The sequence below is a fragment of the Kribbella sp. WER1 genome, assembly GCF_054189145.1.
In genome coordinates this window covers 987775-1013252 of the sequence record NZ_CM135186.1, presented here as the reverse complement: position 1 = coordinate 1013252, position 25478 = coordinate 987775, and the positions used below count along the sequence as shown (strand labels likewise).

Sequence of the window (25478 nt, the reverse complement as noted above, 5' to 3'; positions counted from 1 at the left end):
TAACTGCTGCTGAAGTAGTGAGCGTTCCCAGCACGATGCCGAGTGCTGGGCGGCACACCTTGGCGTTGTTCGGGTCGGAGTTGCGGTTGGTGTTCGGGCGGGCGCGGACTCAGGTGGGTCTGGGCGTGCTGGCCGCCGTACCGCTGCTGATCGGGATCGCGATCAAGATCTCCGGCACCGACGGCGGCACGGATGGTTTCCTCGGGCAGATCGCCGGCAACGGGCTCTTCCTGATCGTCGGCAGCCTCGGCCTCTCGATGCCGTTCTTCCTCCCGACCGCGGTCACCGTCGTCTCCGGCGAGTCCCTGGCCGGCGAGGCCAGCCTCGGTACTCTCCGCAACCTGCTCACCGCACCCGCCGGCCGCTCCAGACTGCTCGCCGCGAAGATGGTCGCGCTGAGCATCTTCTGCCTGGCCGCGACGATGGTGATCTGGCTGTCCGGCCTGATCGTCGGCTTCATCCTGTTCCCGGTCGGCGACGTCCTGCTGCTCTCCGGCTCGACCGTCTCACTCGGCGACGGGCTGGTCCGCGCGCTCGGCATCGCGGTGGTGATCGCACTGTCGCTGCTCGGCCTCGCCGCGATCGGCCTGTTCGTCTCGTCGCTGACCTCCACCCCGCTGGCCGCGATGGCGGCGACGTTCGGGGCGTTCGTCATCCTCGGCATCCTGACCGCGATCCCGCAGCTGAGTGCGATCCACCCGTGGCTGCTGATCTACCGCTGGCAGTCGTTCGCAGACCTGCTCCGAGATCCGCCGTACTACCACGACATCATCCGCAACCTGCTCCTGCAGGCCGGGTACGTCGTCGTCTTCTACGCAGCCGCCTGGGCCAGAATCACGAGCCGCGACATAACTTAGTGTCTGTGGAACCAGACCTCGTCGCCGTCCTGCGTTGCCCGGTGTGTGCGGATTCGCTGGTGCTGGCGGAGCGGACGGCGCGCTGCCCGCGCGGGCATGCGTACGACCTGGCCAAGCAGGGCTACCTGAACTTGTTGCCCGCGGCGTCGAACGGGATCGAGGGCGACTCGGCCGCGATGGTCGGCGCCCGGACGGTCTTCCTCGGCACCGGACACTACGCCCCGATCCGGGATGCGCTGATCCTCGCCGCCGGGCTGGGCGACGACGACCTGGTCGTGGAGGTGGGCGCCGGTACGGGCTACTACCTGGCCGGCGTGCTCGGCCTGTCGGAGCGCCGCCGGGGCATCGCGCTGGACGTGTCGAAGTACGCCGCCCGCCGGGCCGCGAAGGTGGATCCGCGGATCGCGTCGGTGGTGTGCGACGCGTGGCGGGAGCTGCCGCTCGTCGACGGCTCCGCGCAGGTGATGCTGAACGTGTTCGCGCCCCGCAACGCCGGGGAGATGGCGCGTGTCCTCGCGCCGGACGGCCGGCTGCTCGTCGTCACCCCGAACCAGCGGCATCTCGCCGAGCTCGTCGACGTCCTCGGGATGGTGAGTGTCGACGAGGACAAGGAACGCCGTCTGGAGGATTCGCTGGCGGGGGAGTTCGACCGGGTCGGGAACGAGGTGGTCGAGGAGACGATGTCGCTCGACCACACGGCCGTGGAGCAGCTGGTGCTGATGACCCCGAGCGCCCGGCACCTGAACTACCGCGAACTGCTCCAGCGCATCGCAGTACTGCCGGAACCTTCACTCGTCACGCTGTCGGTCACGCTGTCGACCTGGCATGTCGCTCGGTGAAGCGGACCTCCACCACCCACCACCCACCCGCCGAGCGGGCAACTCCCGCTCGGCAGCTGCCCGCGGGGGCCGGCGCGATGAGGTTGGTGAGTGGTGCAGGTCCGGGGCGGCTCAGGCGGCGTTGCCGATCAGTTCGCGGGCGACAACGGTGCCGTGCTTGTCGGCCTCGACGTGGGCCTCGGACTCGGAGACCTTGGAGGCGTCGATCAGCTCCTCCATGCCCGGCGTGACCGGGGCCAGGGTGAGTTCCGCGGCGGCGGTGCGGATGGTCATGCCGAAGACGTCACCGAAGATGCGCTCGAGGTACGGCGTGGCGTGGTCCCAGCCGTGCTTCGGCGTACCGGGGCCGTAGCCGCCGCCACGGGCCAGCGCGAAGATCGCCGGGCGGCCGTTCAGCTGACCGCTGCCGGACAGGTCGCGGTCGATCAGCAGGACGTCGATCCAGGACTTGAGGTTCTGGGCGATGCCGTAGTTGTACAGCGGGACGGCGAGCAGGATCGCGTCGGCGTTGCGGACCTCCGCGGACAGGTCGGCCGCGACGGCCTGGGCGCCCGCGAGCGGCAGCCGGTCGGCGTCGGCGGGCGGCTCCTGGCCGAGCTGGCCGGCGACCAGGGTCGGCCACAGGGTCGACGGGAGCGGGTGCTGACCGAGGTCACGCCGGACGACGACACCGTCGGGGTGCTCTGCCTTCCACGCGGCCTCGGCGCTGTCCGCCAGCGCGCGGGACACCGAACCGTCCAGCCGGACGCTGGCGTCGACGCGAAGCAGGGTGCTCATATCTGTCTGTCTCCATCGAGTTGAGGGGGAGCTCCGGTTGAGCTGTTCCGAAGATAATCTGTGAAGCAGAACATATTCAAGTCAGATCGTATTCCGGGTGGCGTACGCCACGTAGGATGGGGGCATGTCCAGTACTCCGGCTGACGTCGCCGCCCGCGGAGCGCGCGGGATCGAGCCCCAGAGCGCCGGTGGTGCGCCCGTGGAGGCCGATCTCGGCTGGGCGCTGGGCGTGGTCTTCCGGCAGTACGCGAAGGCGTCCGCGGCGGCCCTGGAGGGTCTGCCGGGCGGGCCGCGCGGGTATCAGGTGCTGGCCATGACCAGCTCCGAGGGGCCGAAGCGGCAGCTCGACCTGGCCGCGCAGCTAGGCGTCGACCGGACCGTGATGACGTACCTGCTGGACGACCTGGAGAAGGCCGGCCTGGTGCAGCGCCGCCCGGATCCGGCCGACCGGCGAGCGCGGCTGATCGCGCCGACCGAGCAGGGCCACGAGGTCATGTGCGACCTCGAGCGGCGGCTGCGCGCGACCGAGGATCACGTGCTCGGCATCCTCGACGACGCCGAGCGCGCCAACTTCCGGATGCTGCTGCAGCGTCTTGCGATGAAGGCGAACGCGATCGACCCGCTGCACAACGCCTGCACGCTGGCCGAGGCGGACGACCCCGCGCAGACCTAGTGGAGCGGGACGAAGCCTGATTCGTAGGCGCGGATCACGGCCTGCGTCCGGTCCCGGGCGTTGAGCTTGGAGAGCACGTTCGCGACGTGCGTCTTGACGGTCTGCAAGCCGAGGATCAGCTCGGCCGCGATCTCGGCGTTCGACAGCCCGCGCGCCATCAGCCGCAGGACCTCCTGCTCACGCTCGGTCAGCTGGTACTCGTCGAGCCCGCTGGGCGCCGGTGCCCCCGCGTGCGCGAGCGCCAGCGCGCGGATCGCCTCCGGGAACAGCAGCGACTCGCTGCGCGCGACGGTCCGGATCGCCGCGATGATGTCGTCCGGCGGCGTCCGCTTGAGCAGGAACCCGGAGGCGCCGGCGCGCAGCGCGTCGTACACGTAGTCGTCGTTCTCGAACGTGGTGACGACCAGTACCCGCGGCGCCGGGTCGAGGCTGTCCAGCAGCAGCCGGGTCGCCTGGATGCCGTCGACCGCAGGCATCCGGACGTCCATCAGCACGACGTCGGCGCCGGTACGGCGGACCAGCGGCAGCACCTCGGCGCCGTCGCCGGCCTCGCCGACGACCGTGAGGTCCTCCTCGGCGTTGATGATCGCACGCAGTCCGCTACGGATCAGCGGCTCGTCGTCGACCACGACCACGGACAGGTTCATGTCATCCCTTCGTCACGTTCACCGGCAGCCGGACGGCCAGTTGCCAGCCCGGGCCGTCGGGGCGGCTGACCGGTCCGGCGTCGACGGTGCCGCGCAGTACGGCGACTCTTTCACGGATCCCGGCGAGGCCGCGGCCGCCGCCGGAGTGGTCGGACCGGCCGCTGACCGGGTTCGCCACGATCAGCTCGAGCCCGGAAGCGTCCAGGCAGATCCTCAGCTGGACGGTGAGTTCGCCGGCCGGGCGGCCTGCGTGCCGGATCGCGTTGGTCAGGCCCTCCTGGACGATCCGGTACGCCTCCCGGGAGACCGCCGCGGGCAGCCGCTCCAGCTCGCCGCGGTGCTCGACCTCGACCGTGATCCCGCCCGCCCGGGTCGCCTCGACCAGCCGGCCGAGTCCGCTGAGCGTTGCCTGGGGCGCCGTACGGGACCCGGGGCGGCGGTCGTCGCGGAGCAGCCCGAGGACGTGGTCGAGGTCCGCGAGCGCGGCCCGCGCGGACGTTTCCATCGCGGCCAGCGCGGTCTCGGCGAACTCCGGGTCGCTGGCCAGCACCCGGCGCGCGGCGGCCGCCTGGATGGTGACCAGACTGAGTGCGTGTCCGACACTGTCGTGCAGCTCGCGCGCGAGACGGTTGCGCTCGGCAAGCGTCGCGGTTTGTTGCTCGAGCAGCTCGATGCGTTCGGCGGCGGTCGGGCCGAGCACGCGCGGCGCGACGTACGCCAGCAAGGCGCCGACGGCGGCGGACAGCAGGAACAGCCCGGCCAGCCCGCCGATCGCGGCCGCAGGCATCCACACATCGGTCCAGTTGCCGCGCACGATGTACGACAGGCCCGGCATGATGTCGTGCCGGCCGGTGGAGCGGAACGGGGCGCTCAGCCAGACCGCGCCGAGGCCGAACACGATCGTGCTGAGAATGCCGATCATGCCGCCGGCCAGCAGGTGCAGGCAGAACCAGGCCGTCGTCCGGCGACGCTGCGCCCAGGTCCGCGCCGGGCCGAGTGGCCGTTCCTCGAAGCGCACCGCGAGCAACGACTCGACCGCGATGCCCTCGACCTCGCGGACCGCGGGCAGCAGCCCGAGCAGCAACGGCGGCACCAGTCCGAGCACCACGTAGAGGATGCCGGTGGCAACTTTCGGCAGCCCGAGATCGGAGACCACGGCACCGAGCGCGCTGTCGACCAGGATGAACGCCAGCACCAGCGCGGCGCCGAGCAACAGGTAGACCCAGCGCAGGTACGTCGACGGACGCCACAGGCAACCGATCGCCCGCCAGACCGCCCGCGCCGTCGTTCTCACGATGACATCGTGTCAAAGCCGGGGGAGCGCCACCTCCCTCCCCGGAGTGAGCACGGCGAAAATCGGCCCCGACGTGGGGCGGGTCACTCAGGAAGTTGAGGGTTTACGCAAATTTGACGCAATGGCACCGGGTTCGGCCCTCGCGGGCGTCGCGATCTGCTGCCGAGGCAGGTACGGTCTGTGGTCGGGGCGGGTGCCCGTCCGGTTACGGAAAGGCATGGGGGAGCTCCAGGAACGGGTGGCCGGCAGGATGCGAGGACCCGGTGCGACGGACGTTAAGTCCCCGTGAAGTCCCCGCGGACCGATTGACCACCTTTCTGCATTTGATGTTTGATCAAATATCGGGACGAGAGAGGTCGATATGAGGTTGAGGCGTTCCGTCATCGCCCTGATGGCGGTCCTGGGGCTCGCCGTGGTGAGTGCGTGCGGCGGCGGTGACGACAAGGCGTCGGGCGGTGGCGACGGTGGTCTGCAGAAAGTCAGCTACCTGACGTCGTTCAACACCTTCGGTCGCGAGGCGTACGCGTATGTCGCGCTGGAGAAGGGCTACTTCAAGGACGCCGGTTTCGACGTCAAGATCAGCCCTGGCAGCGGCACCGTCGACGTGATGAAGCTGGTGGCCGGCGGTCAGGCCGACTACGGCATCGGTGACTTCACCGCGTTCGCGATCACGCTCGCCAAGCAGAAGCTGCCGGTCACCTCGGTGGGCATGATCCACCAGCGGTCGATGGCGGCGATCATGTCGCTGGAGGGCCTGGGCATCAACGGCCCGCAGGACCTGCCGAACAAGACCATCGGCGACCAGCCGGGCTCCACCAACACGGTGATGTTCCCGGTCTATGCCAAGGCGGTCGGGATCGACCCGAAGTCGGTCACGTTCCTGCCGTCGCCGCCGCCCGGGCTGCCGGCCCTGCTGGCGTCCGGCAAGGTGCAGGGCATCGGCCAGTTCGTGGTCGGTGAGCCGCTGATCGCGAAGGCCGACGGCAAGCACCGCAAGGTCATCACGCTGCCGTACGGCGACAAGCTTCCGGAGCTGTACGGGAACACGATCATCACCCGGTCGGACCTGGCCAAGGACCACCCGGACCAGGTGAAGAAGTTCACCAACGCCCTGCTGAAGGGCCTGCAGGACACCGTGAACGACCCGGCCGGGGCGGCCGCGATCCTGAAGAAGTACGTGCCGAACACCGATCTGGACGTTGCCACCAAGGAACTCGAGATCATGAAGAAGTACGTGAAGCCGGACGGCTTCAACGGACCGCTCGGCGATGTCACGCAGGAGCGGGTGCAGAAGATCATCTCGCAGCTCGAGGACGCCGGCGCGATCGGCAAGGGCTCGATCAAGCCCGACGACATCGTCACGATGAGCCTGGCGCCGAAGAGCTGACGTAAGGAGTACTGGAACCGGATGATTCGCCTGGACGGTGTAGGGCAGGTCTTCGACGGACGTGAGGGCCGGGTGACCGCCCTGGAGGAGATCGACCTGCACGTTCGCGGCGGCGAGTTCGTCACGTTGATCGGCCGGTCCGGCTGTGGCAAGTCCACGCTGCTCCGGCTGATCGCGGGACTGTTGCCGCCGACGTCCGGTGCGGTCCAGGTGGCGGGGGAACCCGTCACCGGACCCCGCCGGGACGTCTCGTTCATGTTCCAGCGGCCGGCGCTGCTGCCGTGGCGGTCCGTGCTGTCGAACGTGATGCTGCCGGTCGAGATCGACAAGGGCGCCGGCACCAAGTCGGCGTACCTGAACCGGGCCCACGAGCTGCTCGAGCTGGTCGGCCTGCAGGGGTTCGAACGGCGGTTGCCGCACGAGCTGTCCGGCGGCATGCAGCAACGGGTGTCGCTGTGCCGGTCGCTGATCCGGGACCCGCAGGTGATGCTGATGGACGAGCCCTTCTCCGCGCTCGACGCGCTCACCCGGACCGAGCTGTCCGAGGAGCTGCAGCGGATCAAGATGGAGCTGTCCACCACGATCGTGTTCGTCACGCACTCGATCGAGGAGGCCGTCGTGCTCGCCGACCGGGTGGTCGTGCTGACGCCGCGGCCGGGCCGGATGCGGGAGGTCGTCGAGATCGGCATCCCGCGGCCACGCAGTCTCGGTCAGAACGCGCACCTCACCGAGGTCGCGGAGATCAGCGGCCGGCTGCACGCGCTGCTCGCCGAGAAGGAAGCCGCCGGCACACCGGCGCGCCCGGTGGACGAGGTGCGATCGTGAAGCGCAGGTCCTGGCTGACCACCTCCCCGGCGGCGGCCGTGCTGCTGCCGATCATCGGCCTGCTGGCCGCGATCGGGCTGTGGTGGGGCGCGACGATCGTGTTCGCGATCGAGCCGTTCCTGCTGCCGACGCCCGGCGCCGTGGTGCAGAAGTTCTTCGAGCAGCCCGGGCAGCTGCTGTCCGAGACCGGTACGTCGCTGCTGGAGACCGTCGAGGGCTTCCTGCTGGCGATCGTGATCGGCGTACCGATCGCGCTGGTGATCGTGCGCTCGGTGATCCTCGAGCGGCTGGTGTACCCGCTGCTGCTGATGGTGAACGCGATCCCGAAGGTGGCGGTGGCGCCGCTGCTGGTGATCTGGATGGGCTTCGGGCAGTGGCCGAAGGTCGTCATGGTGCTGCTGCTGTGCTTCTTCCCGATCGTGATCTCGACCGCGGAGGGGATGAAGTCGACCCCGACCGAGCTGGTCGAGCTGATGCGGTCGCTGAACGCCAGCCGCGCGCAGGAGTTCTTCAAGCTCCGGCTGCGGTACGCGATGCCGCAGATCTTCACCGGGTTCAAGGTCGCGATCTCGCTCGCGGTGATCGGTTCGGTGATCTCCGAGTTCGTTGGTGCCACCAAGGGGCTCGGATATGTCATCCAGCAGTCCGGCGCGAGCGCCGACACCACGCTGGCGTTCGCCGCGATCACCCTGCTCAGCCTGATGAGCGTGCTGCTCTTCTACGGCCTGGCCCTGCTCGAGCACGTCCTGCTCCCGTGGGCCAAGGAGAAGCGATGACGGTACTGATGTCGCGACTCCGTCGCGACGGGTCATCGGGCTTTTGCTCCCGGTCTTCCCTCGTCGCTCCGGTCGCTTCGCTCCCTCCGCTCCTCAGTCCAGACCGGGAGGCCCGATGACCGCGCAGGCGTCGGACGCCGACCGTCGCGTCCTGGTTCGGCCGGAGTGGCTCGAGGCCACGGTGGTGGCGGTGTTCACCGCGCTCGGCTTCGAGTCCGCCGACGCCGGCGACATCGCGTCGGCGCTGGTCGAGGCGGATCTGCGCGGCGTCAGCTCGCACGGCGTGATGCTGGTCCCGATGTACGTCGAACGGCTGAACGCCGGCGGGGTCACCCGGGAGCGCGAGCTCGACGTACTGTTCGACGCCGGTGCCGCGATGGTGGCCGACGCCCGCGGTGGGATGGGGCAGTTGTCCAGCCCGCAGGCGATGGCGCACGCGGTCGAGCGCGCCGGGCGGTACGGGATCGGCATCGTGTCGGTCCGCAACGCCCACCATTTCGGCGCCGCGAGCCGCTGGGCGATGCAGGCCGGCGAAGCGGGGTGTATCGGTATCGCGATGTCGAACACGACCCCGCTGATGCCCGCGCCCGGCGGGGCGGAACGACTGGTCGGCAACAATCCGCTGGCGATCGCCGTACCGACGACGGCCGGTGTCGAGATCGTGCTGGACATGGCGTTGTCCGCCGTTGCCCTGGGCAAGATCCGGCTGGCCGCGTCGGCCGGGCGGACGATCCCGGACAGCTGGGCGACCGACCGCGACGGTACGCCGACCACCGACCCCGACGAGGCCGTCCTGGGCATGCTGCTGCCGGCCGCGGGTCACAAGGGCTTCGGGCTGGCGCTGATGATCGACGTACTCACCGGCGTCCTCAGCGGCGGCGGCTGGGGCGACGAGGTCCGCCCGCTGTACCGCGAGCCGGACCGGCCGAACGACTGCGCGCACCTGTTCCTGGCGATCGACCCGGAACTGATGGGCGGCGTCGAGGACTTCAAGCGCCGGTCGTCCGGGCTGGCCGCCCGGGTCCGGGGGAGCGCGACCGCGCCCGGCGTGAACCGGCTGTACGTGCCGGGGGAGATAGAGGCCGAGCGCGCCGCGCAACAGCGGCGCAACGGCGTACTGATCGAGAGGTCGGGACTCGACGGGCTGCTGGCCGCCGCGCGTGCGGTCGGCGCCGTCGTACCGGCAGGAGGGGTACTGAACTGATGCCGAAGACACAGGTTTCCACCGCTGCGCTGCGGAGCCCGAACGGGGTGTTCTCGCAGGCCACGACGGTCGAGGCGACCGGGCGGCTGGTGTTCGTCTCCGGGATGACCGCACGCACGCCGGACGGCAGCATCGCCGGCGTCGGGGACGTCCGGGAGCAGACCAGGCAGGTGTGCGAGAACGTGAAGGCGGCGGTCGAGGCCGCCGGCGGCACGCTCGCGGACGTCTGCCGGGTCGACGTGTATGTCCGCAACATGGAGGACTTCGCCAAGATCCACGAGATCCGGGCGCAGTACTTCGAGGAACCCTTGCCGGCTTCGACCATGGTCGAGGTCAACAAGCTCGCCAATCCTGACTATCTGATCGAGATCAGCGCGATCGCGGTGGTCTCATGACCGGGGGTGATGTTGTGCGCGGCGTCGAGTGGACCTGAGATGAGATATGTGATGGTCGAGCACGCCGGGGCGATTGTCCCCGGCGTGCTCTCGGAGGACTCCGTAAAGTTGCTTGATGCAACGGATCTGACCGAGGTGATCGGCGCCCAGCCTGTTGTTGTCGGCGAGATCCCTTATCGGGAAGCGGATTTGCGGGCGCCGCTGCGACGTTTTCGGCGGGACATCCTGTGCACCGGGTGGAACTACTGGGACCACTTCGAGGAGAGCAAGGGCAAGCGCGAGGGCCAGGACGTCGACCGCCCGAAGCATCCGACGTTCTTCACCAAGGGCCCGGACGTGGTGATCGGCCCGTACGACGACATCGCCTGGGACCCGGCGATCTCCGCCAAGTGGGACTACGAGGCCGAGGTCGCGCTGGTGATCGGGAAGACCGGCAAGAACATCCCTGCCGACGAGGCGCTCGACCACGTCTGGGGCTACACGCTCGCGAACGACGTGTCGCAGCGGGACCTGCAGCGGGCGCACGGCGGGCAGTGGCTGAAGGGCAAGAGCATCGACGACACGATGCCGCTCGGCCCGTGGATCGTCACCGCCGACGAGCTGGGCGACCCGCAGGACATCCACTTGCAGTGCCTGGTGAACGGCGAGGTACGGCAGGACGCGTCGACGCGGCAGATGGCGTTCGACGTCGCCACGCTGATCAGCGAGCTGTCCTTCGGGATGACGCTGCGCCCGGGTGACCTGCTGCTCACCGGTACGCCGGCCGGCATCGGCAACGCCCGCGAGCCGCAGGTGTTCCTGCAGGAGGGCGACGTGGTCGTCACCCGTTCCGACAAGCTGGGGGAGCTGCGCAACAAGGTGTCCCGCGGATGAGCGGCCCGTTGGAGCTGCTGCCCGGTGGCGGCAAGGGCGGTCGCCGTACGCTCGCCGAGCACGCGGCTGCCGAGCTGCACCAGCTGATCCTGTCCGGCGAGCTGCCCAGCGGTACGCCGTTGCGCCTGGTGGAACTGGCCAGCCGGCTGGAGATGAGCCAGATGCCCGTACGTGAAGGGCTGCGCCGGCTGGAGGCGCTGGGGCTGGTGGAGATCATCCCGCACCGCGGCGCGTGGGTCCGCGACCTGTCGCTGTCGGATCTGCGGGACACGCACGAGACCCGGCTGGCGTTGGAGAGTCTCGCCGTACGGGCGGCTGCTGCCCGGTTCTCGGAAGAGGACCTGTCGAAGGCAGCGGCCGCACTGGCGGAGCACTTGCGGTTGTCGCGTGCTGAGGACTCCGCGGGGGCTCGTGACGCGCATGCGGACTTCCACTTCACGATCTACCGTGCCAGCGGCTCGCAGTGGTTGCCGCGCGCTATCGAGCCGGTGTGGCAGAACAGCGAGCGTTATAGGTTCGGGAGTCGCCCTACGGCGTTCCTGATCGAGAAGAGCCGTCAGGAGCACCAGGCGATCCTGGACGCGTGTGTGGCGCGTGATCCGGACGCAGCCGAGCAGGCGCTGCGCAGCCACCTGGCCGGGGCGTTCCAGCGGATCACCGAGACCATGACGTCGAAGCAGAAGGACACGCCATGAAGGCACGCTTCGACGCCACCGGTGAGGTCGTACTGATCACCGGCGGCGCCCAGGGCATCGGTGCAGCGCTGGCGAAGGCTGTGAACGCTGCAGGCGGTACGGCGGTCGTCTTGGACGTCACCGCACCGCCTGAGGGTGTGGCTTTTGTTGAGGTCGACGTGGCGGACCGGGAGGCGGTCTTCGCGGCTGTTGCCGGTGTGCAGGAACAGTACGGGCGGATCGACGGGCTGGTGGCCGGTGCGGCCGTACAGCCTCGGTCGTCGGTGCTGGAGCTGGACGCAGCCGAATGGACCAGGACGTTGCAGGTAAACCTGGACGGTGTCGTCTGGGCGTGTCAGGCCGTCGTACCGCACATGGTCGAGCGTCGGGCGGGCTCGGTGGTGGTCTTCACGTCCGGGATGGCGTCGAGCGGGTACCCGGGCGCGGCGGCGTACGCGGCGAGCAAGGCGGCGCTGGTGGCGTTCGCCAAGACGCTTGCGGGCGAGGTGGCCGCGGACCGGGTCCGGGTGAACGTGGTCTCGCCGGGCGTGATCGACACCGAGCAGTTCCGGGGAGCGAACGTCGGTGCGGACCGGGAGCACTGGCAGGACACCATAGGTATCGGCGGCCCCGAAGACGTGGTCGGCCCGTTGCTGTTCCTGCTCTCCGACGCGGCCGCGATGACCGGGTCGGTACTGACACGAGAACGTGCCTTTGCCAAGCTCAAGAGCTTTCTCTGACGGTCTGGAGTGATCTGTGACTGAACAGCTTCCTGTCGCCGTAGTAGGAGCCGGACCGATCGGTCTGACCACCGCGCTCGGTCTGCAGCACTACGGCATCCCGTACGTGCTGCTGGAGGAGGACGCCACGCTCTCCTCCGACACCAAGGCCGGTACGACGCTCAGCCGGACGCTGGAGATCTGGAACCGGTACGGCGCGGTCGACCGGATCCTCGGCGCCGCGCTGCGGATCGACGAGATCGGCGACATCGACCGGGCCACCAACACGCCGCGCGCCTCCGTACAGCTGGCCGAGCTGGTCAACGACACCCAGTTCCCGTTCGTGATCAACCTGCCGCAGCAGAAGATGGAGCCTTTGCTGGCGGCGGCGTTGACCGAGCCGGTCCGGACGCAGCACCGGATGACGTCGTTCGAGATCCGCGACGACCGCGTCGTACTGCAACTGGAGACGCCGGACGGTCCGCAGGAGCTGGAGGCATCGCACCTGCTGGCCTGTGACGGCGGCCGGTCCCGGGTCCGGGACGCGCTCGGCGTGAAGGTCGTAGGGGAGACCCTGCCCGAGCGGTACATGCTGATCGACGTCGTGGTGGACCTGGACGTCGACAACGCCCGCGACTACCCGTACCTCGCGTACTTCGCGGACAAGTCCGAGTGGATGGTGCTGATCCGGCAGCCCGACAACTGGCGGTTCCTGTTCCCGCTGACGCCGGGCGCCGACGCGCCGGACGACGAGGACCTGCTGGTGAAGGTGAAGCAGTTCATCGGCGAGGTGGACCGGATCGAGCTGATGGGCTCGGTCGTGTACAACGTGCACCACCGGGTCGCGGAGCAGTGGACCGTGGATCGCAAGGTCTTCCTGATGGGCGACGCCGCGCACCTGATCACGCCGATGTGGGCGCTCGGGCTGAACACGGGTGCGCTGGACGCGTCCAACCTGCCGTGGCGGCTGGCCTGGGTACTGCGCGGCTGGGCTTCGCCGTCGCTGTTGGACGGCTATGAGCAGGAGCAGCGCCCGGTGGCGATCGAGGGCTCGGGCGAGATGGCCGAGGCTGCCCGGAAGTACATGTCGTTCCAGCGCGGTGCTGTCACGGAGAACACCGGCGCGTGGGCCACGGCGTACAACCGGACGTTGTTGAGCGTACGGCTCGACGTGGAGGGTGTGGGCGACTGGTCGATGGTGGCCACGTCCGCGGCGCCGCCGGCGGTCCGTGCGGGCGACAGGGCGCCGGACCTGGTGCTGCAGAGTCCTACGGGGCGTACGACGATCCACGACCTCTGCAAGGACTCGTTCGTGGCGCTGTACTTCACCGACGTACGGCGACGGCCTTCTATCCCCGAGAACGGGTCGCCGGCGTTGCAGCACTACGCGGTGTCCCGCTGGGACGCGCCGCACGACTCCGGCCTGCGCGACCGGGCACTGTTCGACCCGGGAAGCGTGGCCACCAACAGGTACGGCGTACCGGCGGAGAGCGTCGTACTGATCCGCCCGGACGGCCACATCGCCGCTGTTGCCCCGATGGGTACCGGTGTGGCAGAAGACCTGTACAAGCACGTAACCGGCCGGGAGGTGCCGTGAGCTGTATTGGATGCGCGCCTCCGGCGCGCGAGCCATGGGGCTGTTGCTCCTGGTCTTCCCTCGTCGCTCTAGTCGCTTCGCTCCCGCCGCTCCTCAGTCCAGACCAGGAGGCCCCATGACCATGGACGAACCGTTGCGGGAGATCCTGCTGCAGACGGACGACCTGGAGTGGGTGGAGAAGTCGCTGGACGGCTTGTCCCACAAGATGCTCTGGCGGGATCCGGAGACCGAGGCGTCGATCGCCCTGGTGCGTTTCGAGAAGGGCTCCGGTATCCCTTCGGAGCACAAGCACGCCTCGAACCAGTTCATGTTCTGCCTGTCCGGCAAGTACGTGTACCTGCCTACCGGGACCACTCTCACCAAGGGCAGCTTCTACTGGAACCCGAAAGGCGTCGTGCACGGGCCGACACGGGCCGAGGAGACCTCGGTGCTGCTCGAGGTGTACGACGGTCCGCACTACCCGGAGCGTCCGGACTTCTACGACAACGACGAGGACGCCCGCTGAGATGGCCGGCTGGGACGTCCACACCCACCTGATCCCGCCGACCGTGCTGGCCGCGGCGCATCGCGGTGAGTTCGGGCTGTCCGTCGACAACGGCTCGCTCGTCGTCGACGGACACCGCCTGCCGCTCCGGCGGCTCGCTGACCCGGCAGCCCTGCTGCGTTGGGTCACCGAGCAGGACCTGGACGGCGCTGTGGTGTCAGTACCCCCGCCTCTGTTCCGGTACGACGCAGGAGCCGAGTGGGCCGAGCTGGTGAACCAGGGGCTCCGGGAGCTCGCCACACCGCAGCTACGGGTGCTGGCACACCTGCCCCTGCTCGATCCGTCCGCGCCGCGCATTGCTGCCGGGCTGGCGAGCGAGGGCGTGTTCAGCGGCTTCGCCCTCGGTACGCCGAGCTATGCGGGGCTGGATCCGGTGTGGCAGGTGCTGGACGCGGTCGGGGCGTTCACGCTGATTCACCCCGGTGCCAGTGACGACCAGCGGCTTGATTCGTTTTACCTGTCGAACCTGTTGGGGAATCCGTACGAAACCGGAGTGGCGGCGGCTTGGCTCGTCTTCGCGGACGTGCCGGGGCGGTTTCCGGGGATCCGGTTCTGTCTGTGTCATGGGGGTGGTGTGACGGCGGCCGTTGCCGGCCGGTGGCAGCGCGGGATCGACCAGGACCGGCCGGGGATCGAACCGGTGTCCCTGCCGGTGGCCGAGGCGCTGCGCCGGTTCTACGTGGACGATCTGGTGCACGACGCCGCCGTACTGGAGCTGCTGACGAAGACGTTCGGTGCCGAGCGGGTGCTGGCCGGAAGCGACTGGCCGTTCCCGATGGGCAGCGACGAGGTGTCCGGTCCGCGGGCGACGGAGCAGGCCGCGGCGGTCGAGGTACTCACCCGGCCGCTCGTTGTGGAGGTCTCCGCGGAGTGAGACAGTTCTACGGTCTGGTCGTGGTTGTGATCAGATATCAAATCGTGGGGAACGGGGTAGAGGCGTGAGTACACGGGGGACTGTGCTGCACAGTCATGGACCGGGGGAGCAGTTGAAGGCCGACGAGGTCGAGCTGGCCGTCGGTCCTGGTGAGACGTTGGTGGAGATGCGGCTGGCCGCGGTCACTCCGGTGGACCGGTCGACGCTGGCGGGCAAACAACCGGGTACGCCGTTCGTTCCGGGCTCGGAAGGCGCCGGTGTGGTGCTGAGCTCGGACGTGGCGGCAGCCGGCGCGACTGTCGTGGTTCGCGGCGAGGGTGTCGGCGTGACGCGGCAGGGCGTGTGGGGGCGGTATGCCGTCGTACCCAACGCCGCCGTACACGCGTTGCCGTCGTCGCTGGAGCCGGCTGCCGCGTTGGCGTTGCTGACGCCCGCGTTGACGGCACACACCGCCGTACGCCGGGTGGCCGATGTAAAGGAGGGTGAGACCGTCTTGGTCACCGGTGTGACCGGGCTGATCGGGCGGATGTGTGCCGCGATCGCACGGGCGGCCGGAGCGGCCAAGGTGATCGGGCTGGTGTCGTTGGACGACGCCGCGGACAGCGTTGGTGCGCTGGTCGACCAGATCGTCCGCGTTGACGGGCTGGGACAGGTCGGCCGGGAGCTGCCGTGGTGCGACGCGGTCGTCGACACCATGGGCGGCCCGGTGACCGGCGGGGTGCTCGGCAACGTGTCGCCGGGCGGGCGGATCGCCGTACTCGGGTACAAGGCCGGCGAGTTCACCACGATCGACCTGCACCAGCTGATCGGCCGGGACCTGCGACTGCTGCCGGTGAACCTGCAGCGCACGACGCTGGCCCCGGACGCGGTCGGTCAGGCGCTCGCGGACATCGCGGCGGTACCGTGGCGAGCGGACTACGAGGTCGTCCCGGCGGACCGGGTCAGCGACGTACTGGAGCGGTCTGCGGGCCGGGTACTGCTGGATCTGACCGGGCTCTCGGTGGGCTAGACCACTTGTGATTGCTGGGCAATCGGCCGTCGAAGGGCGCCAGAAACCCGGTCGGCGGCTACCGTACCTCCAGAGCTGAACAGGAGAGAGGCGCCCGCTACTGATGATCCGACGACTCGAGCTCACACCTGGGGGACCGACCGGGCGCCGTACGCTCGCCGAGGAAGCCGCCGCCGAGCTGCACGAGCTCATTCTGTCCGGCGAGCTGCCCAGCGGTACGGCGCTCCGGCTCGAGGAGCTCGCCAAGCGCCTGGACATGAGCCAGATGCCGATCCGCGAAGGGCTCCGGCGGATGGCCGCGCTCGGGCTGGTCGAGATCGTCCCGCACAAGGGCGCCTGGGTCCGCGAGCTGTCCATGGAGGACCTGCGCGACACCCATCAGACCCGGCTGTCGCTGGAGTCGCTGGCGGTCCGCGCGGCCGCCACCCGGTTCTCCGACGCGGACGCGGCCGCGGCCCGCAAGGCGCTGGCCGAGCACGTCCGGCTGTCGAAGCTCGGCGACAACATCGCCTCCCGGCAGGCGCACACCGAGTTCCACTTCTCGATCTACCGGGCCGGCGGCTCGCGGTGGCTGCCGCGGGCGATCGAGCCGGTTTGGCAGAACAGCGAGCGCTACCGGTTCGGGTCCCGGCGGACCAAGGCCCGGATCGAGCAGACCCGGCGCGAGCACCAGGCCATCCTCGACGCCTGCCTGGCCCACGACGAGGAAGGCGCCGAGGCGGCGCTGCGGCAGCACCTCGAAGGGGCCATGCAGCGCATCACCGAGACGATGGAACGTCGCTCGAAGCAGTGAGCACCTCGAACCGGTCCTGCTGCCAGCCGGTCGCGTCGAACACCGCCCGCAGCAGCAGGCCGTCGCTGCTGGCGCGGTGGGTCGTGATGAGCTCCGCGAGCGGCTTGCTGCCGAGGCCGTCGTAGTACGCGTCCAAGGCCTGCCGTCTGCGCTCCTCTGATGCTCCGCTGAACTCTTGCAGTGGCAGGTCGCAGCCTTTGACGTGCCCTGAGCCCACTTGCTCGCCAGGGGCCAGCTGCTGGACCAGTTGCTCGCCTGCACGGACGTCTTGCGCTCTGAGGCGTGCTCCAAGTGCATGGCACTGGATGCGTTGGACTGCTCGCGAGATGGCGATGTGGTCCGGGTGGCCGGTCAGCCCGTCACTGCCCACAGTGAGGATGAGCTCCGGCTGGAGCTTGTCGGCGGCTGCTTGGATGGCCGCGACCACGTCCTCCTGGTTGGCAGCTGCCAGGGTGCGTGCGCTGTTGAGGCCGCCGTCGTCGATCCACTGGTCCTGTTGGCCCAGCCAGTCCCACTCGGCGATCCCTAGCAGCTCGCAGGACGCGCTGACGTGGTCGGACGCGCCGTGCATGCCGGCCGTGGCGACCCGCAGTACGACGTTCCAGCCCTGCTCGCTCAGGACCGACGTGGCCGCGCCGGTCGCGAACACCTCGTCGTCGGGATGGGCGTGGACAACCAGGGCAGTAGGCATCAGTCGGCCAGCCGGGCGGGGAAACCGCCCGTCGCGACCGGGCTCCAGCGCTCCGGGGTGATCCGGATCAGGCACTTGCCCTGCTTCACCATCGCCTCCCGGTACTCGTCCCAGTCCGGGTGCTCACCGGAGATCGCCCGGAAGTAGTCGACCAGCGGCTCCACCGCGTCCGGCAGCTCGATCACCTCGCCGCGACCGTCCACCTGCACCCAGGCGCCGTTCCACTCGTCGGACAGCACGACCACACTCGCCGTACCGGACCGCTTCACATTCGTGCTCTTCGCCCGCTCCGGGTACGACGAGATGACGATCCGCCCCTGCTCGTCCACCCCGCCGGACACCGGCGACGCCTGCACGCTCCCGTCCGCTCGCGTCGTCAACAGCAACATGTGGTGCCGCGGCCGAACGAACTCCAGCAGCCCGTCCAGCTCGACCTTCGTGTTGGTGGCAATTGTCCTAGGCATGCCTCTTACCCTAAGTCCGCCGGGCTGAGGAGGCATTCCAGCTCGTCGTCGGTGAGTTGGTTGATCTGGTGCTTGGCACGCTGAGCCTGCGCAGTACTGGGCAGGTGCCCCTCGAGCAGGTCAGGCAACAGCAGCTCGTAGCCCGCGCGAGCCCGCGGCGTATACCGGTGACGGGTGCGGGCGACAGCCGACGACACCCGGATCGCATGCTCGTTCCCAGGCGGTACGCCGGGCCGATCCGTCTCCCGCGCCGCGAACCGGAACCCGTTCGCCAGATCGCAACTCGTACAACCAAGCACCCCCGCCCCGAGCTGCGCCCCACAATCGGGACAGACAAGCTGCTTCAACGCCCCGTCCACCACCCGCCAGTCGAACTCGGACGTGTCCTGCAACACAACCTCAGCCAGCTCCGCCGCATCCTCCGGCGTCACCCCAGCCGCGACCCGGAAACTGTCCCAGGCAGCATCGATACTGTCCTCGACCTGCCGCACAGCACCCAAGAACCGAGGGTGATCGACACGTCGCATCCCCGGACTATAAAGCCCTTCGGAGCTGTGGACGACCGGATTGACTTGTTCGAACAGGTGTTCGAACATGGGTGTATGACGGGGACCGCGGCACCACAGAGTCGAGCAACACCCCTCGACCACGCCCGCGCCCTCCTGGCCCAAGCCAAATCCCAAAAAGCCGCCGCCCGCCCCACAAACCATGTAACCGCCATCACAGACCACCCCCAACAGCCCCACCAGCAATCACCCGCCGACTCCGCCTTCGGTTGCGTCCCGGAGGACTCCCCACCTGACGACCACCTGCCCGACGAACCGGTCCGGCTGGCAACCGTCGCAAGCTTCGACCCAGACCTCATCCACCACCCCGATCCCAGCGCGGGGGAGCCGCTCACCACGATCGGCGGCCGACGGATGCTTTCGCCGACGCGAGCCCAGCAGGTACCAGACACCGCACGAGTACGGCAGGCATCGGACAGGGCATGGATACGGCAGGCACCGGACAGGGCGTGCATGCAACCCGCACCGGACACAGCGCGTGTCCTGCAAGCGCCCGACGCAACACGGGTCCAGCGGCTATCGGACGCGTCGCGTATGCAGCGGACGTCGGACGCGGCGCGGGTTCAGCAGGCGTCGGACGTAGCGCGGTTCCAGCGGACGCCGGACGCGCCGCGGGTTCAGCAGGCGTCGGACGCGTCGCGGTTGCAGCGGGCGTCGAACATTGCGCGGGTTCAGCAGGCGTTGGACACGGCCGGCGTGGAGCGGGACCTGCCGACGCATCCCGCGGTGCGGGAGTTGCTCGCGGGTGCTGCCCTGCGCGGCGGCTCGGCGTACTCGGTGCGGGGGAGCGGTGCACTGGTGATGGCGTTGATGGCGGGACCGTCCGCGGACGGAGCCTGGTGTGGTGTCGTCGGAGTGCCGTCGTTCGGCGCGGAGGCAGCACGCGGGCTCGGCGTAGATCTCGAGCGGCTGGTACTAGTACCGGACCCTGGCCGTGAATGGCTCAGCGTAGTCGCCGCGCTCGTCGACGCGCTGACGGTCGTCGTCGTACGCCCACCGGGTGAAGTGACACCAGGAGAGGCCTCCCGTCTGGCAGCCCGGCTACGGACCCGCGGCGCGATGCTGATCGCGTACGGTTCCTGGCCCGGCAGCGAGGCCCGCTTCGAGATCGAGAGCAGCACCTGGTCCGGCCTCGGCGAGGGAGAAGGCCTCCTCACCGCCCGCCAGGCAACCGTCACCGTCTCCGGCAAACGCGCTGCCGTCCACACCCACAAACACCACCTCTGGCTCCCCTCCCCGAACGGCGAGATCCGCCCCGTCGAACCCGCCGCAGAAACCCCCACGACCAACTGGCCGGAAACAACCCGCACACCCCAACACGCAGAACCCCGTCGCACGCGACGAGAAAAGCCAACCCTCATAGCCGAGTGGCCCGACCAGATCGAGGCGGTGGGCTGATGACCAGAAAGAGCTTGCCCCGTTCGATGGCGGCTGGTCGGCAGCTGTGCGGTGGTAGGCGATGAGCGGGCAAGGGCTGACTCGATCGATGGTGGTTTGGGTGCCGGACTGGCCGGTGGTGGCGGCTGCGGGGGCGAGTGGGCGGGCGCCGGAGGAGCCGATTGCCGTGCTGGAGAAGGGCAAGGTGCTCGCCACGTCCGCGGCCGCGCGGGCCGAGGGGGTGCGTCGTGGGCAGCGGGCGCGGGATGCGCAGTCGCGGTGTCCGGAGCTGGTGGTGCTGAAGTACGACGCGGTGCTCGACGCCCGCGCGTTCGATCCGGTGATCTCCTGCCTGGAGGCGATCACGCCCGGCGTGCAGGTGATCCGCCCGGGGATGTGCGCGTTGAAGGCGCGCGGCCCGGCGCGGTTCTACGGCGGTGAGGAGGCGGCTGCGGAGAAGCTCCTCGACCGGCTGGAGACGTACGACGTACAGGGCAGCCGGATCGGGATCGCAGACGGCCCGTTCGCCGCGGAGCAGGCCGCCCGGGCAAGCTCCACGCGGACCCGGGTGCACGTAGTACCGCCGGGTGGTTCGCCGGAGTTCCTCGCGCCGCTGTCGGTCGACCTGCTCGAGCAGCCGACGCTCACCGATCTGCTGCGCCGTCTGGGATTGCGGTCACTGGGTGCGTTCGCAGAGCTGTCGAGGACCGAAGTACTGACACGCTTCGGCCCGGACGGCGCGTTCGCGCACCGACTCGCGCGCGGCGCCGACGACCGCCCGGTGACCGGCCGGGAGATCCCGCCGGAGCTCACCCGGACGCTCGACTTCGAGCCGGCCGTGGACCGGGTCGACCAGGTCGCGTTCGCGGTCCGGTCGATCGCCGACGAACTGGTGGTCCGGCTGACCGAACTCGGCCTGGTGTGTACGACGCTGCGGGTCGAGGTCGGCACCGAGTCCGGGCGGGTCCACGAACGGGAGTGGCTACATCCGCGCTGGTTCACCGCGGCCGATGTGGTCGACCGGGTCCGCTGGCAACTGCAGGGCAGCGGTACGGCGACCAGCGAGCTGACGTCACCGGTGATCCGGGTGCGGCTGATTCCCGGCCAGGCAGATCCGGTCGGCACGCATGCGGACGGGCTGTGGGGCGGCGGGCCGGACGAGCGGATCCACCGGGCGTTGTCGCGGGTGCAGAGCATGCTCGGGCACGGCGCGGTGGTGTCGGTGGTGATCGGCGGCGGACGCGGGTTCGCGGAACGGCAGACGCTGGTGCCGTGGGGCGACCCGGCAGTACCGGCCCGGCCGCCGGACCAGCCGTGGCCGGGCGCGATCACCGGCGCGGACCCGAAGCGCTGGCCGACCCTGGCGCCGACGACGATCTTCCCGGAGCCGATCCCCGCGAAGGTGTTCGCCGCCGACGGCACCCTGGTCTCGGTCACCGCCCGCGGCGAACTGTCCGGCGCCCCCGCCGCGTTCACGCTGCGCCCGTCCCACGGCACCGGCGTTCAAGTTGCCGACAGCAACAAGATCCATCCGATCAGCGCGTGGGCCGGCCCATGGCTGACCACCGAGCGCTGGTGGGACCCGGCCACCGAGTCCCGCCAGGCCCGCTTCCAGTTCCAGACGGCGGACACCCGCGCATGGCTCTTCACCCTCACCCAGAACAGCTGGCGCGCCCAGGCAACGTACGACTGACCGATCAAATCCCCTTAAAAATAAGGGATTCTGGCTTTGAACTATCCGAAGTGAAAGGTATTGTGGTGGGCATGGATGTTCTCGACGGGCGACCAGTGGGATCGCTGAGCGACGCCGAGATCCTGCCTGCCTTCGACGCGATCGATGCCGAGATCAACCATCTCGAAGAGCTCCGCCTGCAACTGATAGCCCGCATCGAGACCACCGGATACGCCGAAGAACTAGGCGCCCGCGACGCCGTCGACCTGGTCGCCAAACGCTACCGCCGAGACCGCACCGAAGTCTGGCGCGACGTCCGCCTCACCCGCTCCCTCCCCAAATACAACGCCGTAACCACCGCCCTGACCAACGGCATCCCCCTCCCCACCAACACCACCCCGACGGACGCGGACGGCGCGGACAGGGCGGGTGGCGCGGCCAACCCGGTCGGCGCGACCGGCGCGACCGGCGCTGGTGGGTGGGGTGTGCGGCTGATGCGTACTGCGCAGGCGGCGGTGATCGTGTCCGAATTGGAGCGGGTGCGTTCGCGGGTGCCGGTCGAGGATCTGGATGTGGTCGAGGAACAGTTCGTCGGACTGGCCGCCCACCTGCCGCCGGCCGAACTGCGCTCCGCCCTCCGGGAAGTCTGCGACCTGCTCGACTCCGACGGCCCCGCACCCGAAGAAGAGAAGGCCGCAGCCCGCGAAACTCTGACCCTGACCTCCGCCGACCGAGGCGTGAAGTTCAAGGGCTATCTGGCGAACGAGAACGCCGAACTCCTCCGCGCAGTCATCCACGTCGGCGCCCGCCCCCACAAAACCACCGACGGCGAACCGGACCCCCGCTCCCGCGACAAACGCCAAGCCGACGCCCTGTCAGCCGCCCTAACCATCGCCGCCACCGCCTGGGACACCAACACAGCCACCCCACCAGCCACCCGCAACACACCGGCCAGCGCCAACGCACCGGGTACGGGCAACGCACCGGGTACCGCCAACGCACCGGGTACCGCCAACACTCCGGCTACCGCCAACACACCGGCTACCGCCAACACACCGGCTACCGCCAACGCACCGGGTACGGGCAACGCACCGGGTACGGGCAACGCGCTGGCTGCCGGCGACTCACCGGCTAGCGGGGATGCGGCGGCTGTCGGCGACCTGTCGGCTACCCGGTCGAGTGCGCCCCGGGGTACGGCGGGTGTGGGCTCCGGGCGGGGCGAGCGGGTGCCTGGCTACGGCGCGAAAGCGAACATCACCGTCACCATCGACCTGCAGGACTTGAAGGCAGCTGCGGCGGACGCGGTCGGTCGTACTGTCTACGGCGACGGGCTGTCTGCGGCTACGATCCGGCGGTTGGCGTGTGACGCGAACGTCATTCCCCTGGTGCTGGGTTCGAACTCCGAACCGCTCGACGTGGGGCGTTCCGAGCGCCTGGTCACCAAAGCGATCCGCCGAGCCCTCAACGCCCGCGATCGCGGCTGCGTCGTCTGCGGCGCGCCGCCGGTCATGTGCGATGCGCATCACCTCGTCTCCTGGCTCGACGGAGGCGAAACCGCGATCGACAATCTCGCGCTGCTGTGCCGCCGGCATCACACCGACCTGCACAACGGCCGCTGGACGATCACGATCACGCACGGCGAGGTCCACGTAGCCCGCCCCACCTGGGCCGACCCACCACCTGCAGGCCACCGGGCGACCGGCGCTCCACCCGTACTAGACGAGACCCCGGACGCGCAGACCACGCCTCCACCAGACGTTCCCGGGCGCGAGCCAGTTCAGCCCGTGCCGATCCACCTCGCTCCCGTCCGGCGTAGCCGGTGGCGTGCGGACGCTGCTACGTACGCCGACGCCGCCCGATTCGCGGTCTGGGACAGAAGCTCCGCCGACGAGGCCGACATCGGCCCACCGTCCTTCGCGACAATCTGAGGCCCGCCGGACGACCCGCCGGACAACCGCCGATCGACCTGTCAATCGGCGGTCCGACCTGCCCGCCGATTGACTCCTGCGCTCCGCGTCCACCCGCCGCGCGTCCCACACATCCCACGCGTCCACCCGCCGCGCGTCCCACACATCCCACGCGTCCACCCGCCGCGCGTCCCACACATCCCACGCGTCCACCCGCCGCGCGTCCCACACATCCCACGCGTCCACCCGCCGCGCGTCCCACACATCCCACGCGTCCACCCGCCGCGCGTCCCACGCGTCGTGCGCTGCTGCTTCGTCGTGCCGTCGGCTGGGTTGGCCTGGGCGGGCGGATCCAACCTCCCGCTCACCGGCCGACACCTGCTGCATCAGTCAGCGGTGCCGAGATGAGCCCTGAGCGGATCGGGCGTGGTGCAGGTGAGCGCTGCGCCGGGAGCGGTGCAGGTGAGCGGTCCCGGGCGAGGGGCGCGCGAGGAGCGGTGAAACGCAGGCGGTGGTGGGGGAAGGGCAGGAGGCCATGCGAGTGGTGCATGTGCGTGCGCAGGGCAGGCGGTGCACCTGGAGTGGTGTGGGGGCGGGACAGCGGGAGTGGTGCGTGGGCGGTGCGGGGGCAGGGGGCACGGGGAGTGGTGCGTGGGAGTGGTGCGTGGGAGTGGTGCATGTGAGTGCGCAGGGCAGGCGGTGCACCTGGAGTGGTGTGGGGCGGGACAGCGAGAGTGGTGCGTGGGCGGTGCGGGGGCAGGGGGCACGCGGAGCGGTGCGTGGGAGTGGTGCGTGGGAGTGGTGCATGTGAGTGCGCAGGGCAGGCGGTGCACCTGGAGTGGTGCGTCGGGGAGGTACAGGGCAGGGGGACGGGGAGTGAGGTGCGGGCAGTGGTGCAGGTAGGCGGCGGTGTGCATCGTGGCGGTGAACCCCGGGAGTGGTGCGCGGCGGCGGTGTACAGAGGCGGCAAGGGGCACAGCGGGAGTGGTGCACGGGGAGTGGTGCAGTGCTGCGTGTGAGGGTGCGGGTGAGCGCACGGAGCAGGCGGTGCACCAGGAGCGCTGTGTGGGGAGATGTGGGGCAGGGCCTCGGAGTGGTGCGTGGGCAGGGGCGCCGGCGGAGAGCGCGGCAGGCGTGCATGGGCGTGGTGTTCTGGGGCGGTACGCGGGTGTAGGGCGTGCGGGACGGGTGCAGGACGGGTACGGGACGGGTGCGGGACGGGTGCGGGACGGGTGCGGGAGGGGTGCGGGACGGGTGCGGGAGGGGTGCGGGTGCAGGGCGTGCAGGACGGGGCGGGAGGGGTGCGAGACGGGGCAGGGCGGGGGCAGGGCGGGGGCAGGGCGGGGGCAGGGCGGGGAGGGGAGGAGGTGGGTGCGGGAGGGGTTGGGGGAGTTGGGTGATGGTTGTTGTGGCTGGGGTTAGGGGAAGTCGATTCGCATTACGGTGCGGCGGAGGGTGGGGTGGGTTACCTGGTGGAAGCCGGCGGCTTCGAAGGCTTGGTGGGGGCCTACGTGGAGTTCGCCCCAGGTGATGGTTTTGCCGGGGTGGGTGAGCATGGGGTAGGCCTCCAGGGCCCGGGCGCCGCGGGTGCGGGCGTGGGGGATGGTGGCTCGGGCGAGGTGGTAGGTGAGGCCTCGGCCGCGGAAGGCTTTTCGGACTACCAGGCAGGTCACTGACCAGACGGTCTCGTCGTCCTTGTCTTCGTTGCGGTCGGGCCAGGGCACTCGGGAGCTGCGCAGTTTCGGGTACGCCGTTCGTGGTTCGACGGCGGCCCAGCCGGCCGGTTCGCCGTCGACGTAGGCGAGGAGGCCGCTGGTTGTCGGGGCGTCGGGGGTGTCGCAGGCGGTTTGTTTCTGGAGGCGGGTCATTCGTTCGTCGAGGGTGGAGTCCCGCCAGATCCACCCGCGGATCTTGAACCGTTGACATTGGCACTGCCCGGCGTCCGCCGTACCGAGGACTGCTTGGAGGTCCTCCCATGGGGCCTCGTTGGCCGGTACGACGTGGACCTGCGACTCTTCGATCACCTGCATGATCAGCACGGTAA

The 25478-nt window shown here is 69.6% G+C and carries 26 protein-coding genes; 19 read left to right on the top strand and 7 right to left on the bottom strand.

Going from position 1 to position 25478, the window contains the following annotated elements:
• Positions 1 to 17 precede the first annotated feature (17 nt).
• Positions 18 to 857: an ABC transporter permease gene (locus ACXJJ3_RS05040; protein ID WP_458168758.1), complete on the top strand. Its 840-nt coding sequence runs from the start codon at positions 18 to 20 to the stop codon at positions 855 to 857.
• Positions 858 to 862: 5 nt separating this feature from the next.
• Complete coding sequence (locus ACXJJ3_RS05035) at positions 863 to 1696, top strand: putative RNA methyltransferase (protein WP_458168757.1); 834 nt, start codon at positions 863 to 865, stop codon at positions 1694 to 1696.
• A 111-nt stretch (positions 1697 to 1807) separates the two neighbouring features.
• Here ACXJJ3_RS05035 and ACXJJ3_RS05030 read toward each other — a convergent pair whose 3' ends face one another.
• Positions 1808 to 2473 carry an FMN-dependent NADH-azoreductase gene (locus ACXJJ3_RS05030; RefSeq protein WP_458168756.1) on the bottom strand — a complete coding sequence of 222 codons (666 nt, stop codon included), beginning with the start codon at positions 2471 to 2473 and terminating at the stop codon, positions 1808 to 1810.
• Positions 2474 to 2597: 124 nt separating this feature from the next.
• Here ACXJJ3_RS05030 and ACXJJ3_RS05025 point away from each other — a divergent pair, with 124 nt between their 5' ends.
• Positions 2598 to 3146 (top strand): MarR family winged helix-turn-helix transcriptional regulator, encoded by a 549-nt coding sequence (locus ACXJJ3_RS05025; protein ID WP_458168755.1) that lies wholly within the window; start codon positions 2598 to 2600, stop codon positions 3144 to 3146.
• Here the strand turns inward: ACXJJ3_RS05025 and ACXJJ3_RS05020 are convergent.
• Both ACXJJ3_RS05020 and ACXJJ3_RS05015 read right to left on the bottom strand, forming a co-directional pair.
• Complete coding sequence (locus ACXJJ3_RS05020) at positions 3143 to 3793, bottom strand: response regulator (RefSeq protein WP_458168754.1); 651 nt, start codon at positions 3791 to 3793, stop codon at positions 3143 to 3145. The two genes, ACXJJ3_RS05025 and ACXJJ3_RS05020, sit on opposite strands and share 4 nt — an antisense overlap.
• Position 3794: 1 nt before the next feature.
• Complete coding sequence (locus tag ACXJJ3_RS05015) at positions 3795 to 5087, bottom strand: sensor histidine kinase (RefSeq protein WP_458168753.1); 1293 nt, start codon at positions 5085 to 5087, stop codon at positions 3795 to 3797.
• Positions 5088 to 5448: 361 nt separating this feature from the next.
• Between ACXJJ3_RS05015 and ACXJJ3_RS05010 the strand changes: the two genes are divergently transcribed.
• The 13 genes from ACXJJ3_RS05010 to ACXJJ3_RS04950 all read left to right on the top strand — a co-directional run bounded on the left by ACXJJ3_RS05010 (position 5449) and on the right by ACXJJ3_RS04950 (position 16757).
• On the top strand, positions 5449 to 6474 hold the full coding sequence (locus ACXJJ3_RS05010) for an ABC transporter substrate-binding protein (RefSeq protein ID WP_458168752.1): 1026 nt from the start codon (positions 5449 to 5451) through the stop codon (positions 6472 to 6474).
• A gap of 21 nt (positions 6475 to 6495) precedes the next feature.
• On the top strand, positions 6496 to 7299 hold the full coding sequence (locus ACXJJ3_RS05005) for an ABC transporter ATP-binding protein (protein WP_458168751.1): 804 nt from the start codon (positions 6496 to 6498) through the stop codon (positions 7297 to 7299).
• Complete coding sequence (locus tag ACXJJ3_RS05000) at positions 7296 to 8075, top strand: ABC transporter permease (RefSeq protein WP_458168750.1); 780 nt, start codon at positions 7296 to 7298, stop codon at positions 8073 to 8075. Before ACXJJ3_RS05005 ends, ACXJJ3_RS05000 begins: the two co-directional genes overlap by 4 nt.
• Before the next feature lie 115 nt (positions 8076 to 8190).
• Complete coding sequence (locus tag ACXJJ3_RS04995) at positions 8191 to 9279, top strand: Ldh family oxidoreductase (protein WP_458168749.1); 1089 nt, start codon at positions 8191 to 8193, stop codon at positions 9277 to 9279.
• A complete protein-coding gene (locus tag ACXJJ3_RS04990) occupies positions 9279 to 9674 on the top strand; it encodes a RidA family protein (protein WP_458168748.1) in 396 nt (131 codons plus the stop codon). Before ACXJJ3_RS04995 ends, ACXJJ3_RS04990 begins: the two co-directional genes overlap by 1 nt.
• A 39-nt stretch (positions 9675 to 9713) precedes the next feature.
• Positions 9714 to 10547 (top strand): fumarylacetoacetate hydrolase family protein, encoded by an 834-nt coding sequence (locus ACXJJ3_RS04985; protein WP_458168747.1) that lies wholly within the window; start codon positions 9714 to 9716, stop codon positions 10545 to 10547.
• On the top strand, positions 10544 to 11242 hold the full coding sequence (locus tag ACXJJ3_RS04980; RefSeq protein WP_458168746.1) for a GntR family transcriptional regulator: 699 nt from the start codon (positions 10544 to 10546) through the stop codon (positions 11240 to 11242). Before ACXJJ3_RS04985 ends, ACXJJ3_RS04980 begins: the two co-directional genes overlap by 4 nt.
• Positions 11239 to 11961, top strand: a complete 723-nt coding sequence (locus tag ACXJJ3_RS04975; protein ID WP_458168745.1) for an SDR family NAD(P)-dependent oxidoreductase — start codon at positions 11239 to 11241, stop codon at positions 11959 to 11961. The genes ACXJJ3_RS04980 and ACXJJ3_RS04975 overlap by 4 nt, the downstream gene beginning before the upstream one ends.
• Positions 11962 to 11977: 16 nt before the next feature.
• Complete coding sequence (locus ACXJJ3_RS04970) at positions 11978 to 13537, top strand: FAD-dependent monooxygenase (RefSeq protein ID WP_458168744.1); 1560 nt, start codon at positions 11978 to 11980, stop codon at positions 13535 to 13537.
• A gap of 115 nt (positions 13538 to 13652) precedes the next feature.
• Positions 13653 to 14042: a cupin domain-containing protein gene (locus ACXJJ3_RS04965; protein ID WP_458168743.1), complete on the top strand. Its 390-nt coding sequence runs from the start codon at positions 13653 to 13655 to the stop codon at positions 14040 to 14042.
• A gap of 1 nt (position 14043) precedes the next feature.
• Positions 14044 to 14955, top strand: coding sequence for an amidohydrolase family protein (locus ACXJJ3_RS04960; protein ID WP_458168742.1), 912 nt, complete (start codon positions 14044 to 14046; stop codon positions 14953 to 14955).
• Between the two features lie 64 nt (positions 14956 to 15019).
• Positions 15020 to 15964, top strand: coding sequence for an alcohol dehydrogenase catalytic domain-containing protein (locus ACXJJ3_RS04955; protein ID WP_458168741.1), 945 nt, complete (start codon positions 15020 to 15022; stop codon positions 15962 to 15964).
• 103 nt (positions 15965 to 16067) lie between these two features.
• A complete protein-coding gene (locus ACXJJ3_RS04950) occupies positions 16068 to 16757 on the top strand; it encodes a GntR family transcriptional regulator (RefSeq protein WP_458168740.1) in 690 nt (229 codons plus the stop codon).
• Here the strand turns inward: ACXJJ3_RS04950 and ACXJJ3_RS04945 are convergent.
• From ACXJJ3_RS04945 to ACXJJ3_RS04935, 3 genes are read right to left on the bottom strand one after another with little or no spacing between them, the layout of a single operon-like run.
• The gene (locus ACXJJ3_RS04945; RefSeq protein WP_458168739.1) at positions 16723 to 17448 is read right to left on the bottom strand and encodes a PIG-L deacetylase family protein; all 726 of its coding nucleotides are present in this window, start codon (positions 17446 to 17448) and stop codon (positions 16723 to 16725) included. The two genes, ACXJJ3_RS04950 and ACXJJ3_RS04945, sit on opposite strands and share 35 nt — an antisense overlap.
• Positions 17448 to 17912 carry a PPOX class F420-dependent oxidoreductase gene (locus ACXJJ3_RS04940; RefSeq protein WP_458168738.1) on the bottom strand — a complete coding sequence of 155 codons (465 nt, stop codon included), beginning with the start codon at positions 17910 to 17912 and terminating at the stop codon, positions 17448 to 17450. Before ACXJJ3_RS04940 ends, ACXJJ3_RS04945 begins: the two co-directional genes overlap by 1 nt.
• Positions 17913 to 17917: 5 nt before the next feature.
• Positions 17918 to 18439, bottom strand: a complete 522-nt coding sequence (locus ACXJJ3_RS04935; RefSeq protein WP_458168737.1) for a hypothetical protein — start codon at positions 18437 to 18439, stop codon at positions 17918 to 17920.
• 573 nt (positions 18440 to 19012) lie between these two features.
• Here ACXJJ3_RS04935 and ACXJJ3_RS04930 point away from each other — a divergent pair.
• The 3 genes from ACXJJ3_RS04930 (at position 19013) to ACXJJ3_RS04920 (ending at position 23455) form a co-directional block, all read left to right on the top strand.
• Entirely contained in the window at positions 19013 to 19876 is an 864-nt protein-coding gene (locus ACXJJ3_RS04930) for a hypothetical protein (protein WP_458168736.1), read from the top strand.
• An 88-nt stretch (positions 19877 to 19964) separates the two neighbouring features.
• On the top strand, positions 19965 to 21548 hold the full coding sequence (locus tag ACXJJ3_RS04925) for a DNA polymerase Y family protein (RefSeq protein WP_458168735.1): 1584 nt from the start codon (positions 19965 to 19967) through the stop codon (positions 21546 to 21548).
• A gap of 71 nt (positions 21549 to 21619) precedes the next feature.
• Positions 21620 to 23455, top strand: a complete 1836-nt coding sequence (locus ACXJJ3_RS04920) for a DUF222 domain-containing protein (protein WP_458168734.1) — start codon at positions 21620 to 21622, stop codon at positions 23453 to 23455.
• A 1397-nt stretch (positions 23456 to 24852) separates the two neighbouring features.
• Here the strand turns inward: ACXJJ3_RS04920 and ACXJJ3_RS04915 are convergent.
• Complete coding sequence (locus tag ACXJJ3_RS04915) at positions 24853 to 25464, bottom strand: GNAT family N-acetyltransferase (protein WP_458168733.1); 612 nt, start codon at positions 25462 to 25464, stop codon at positions 24853 to 24855.
• Positions 25465 to 25478 lie beyond the last annotated feature (14 nt).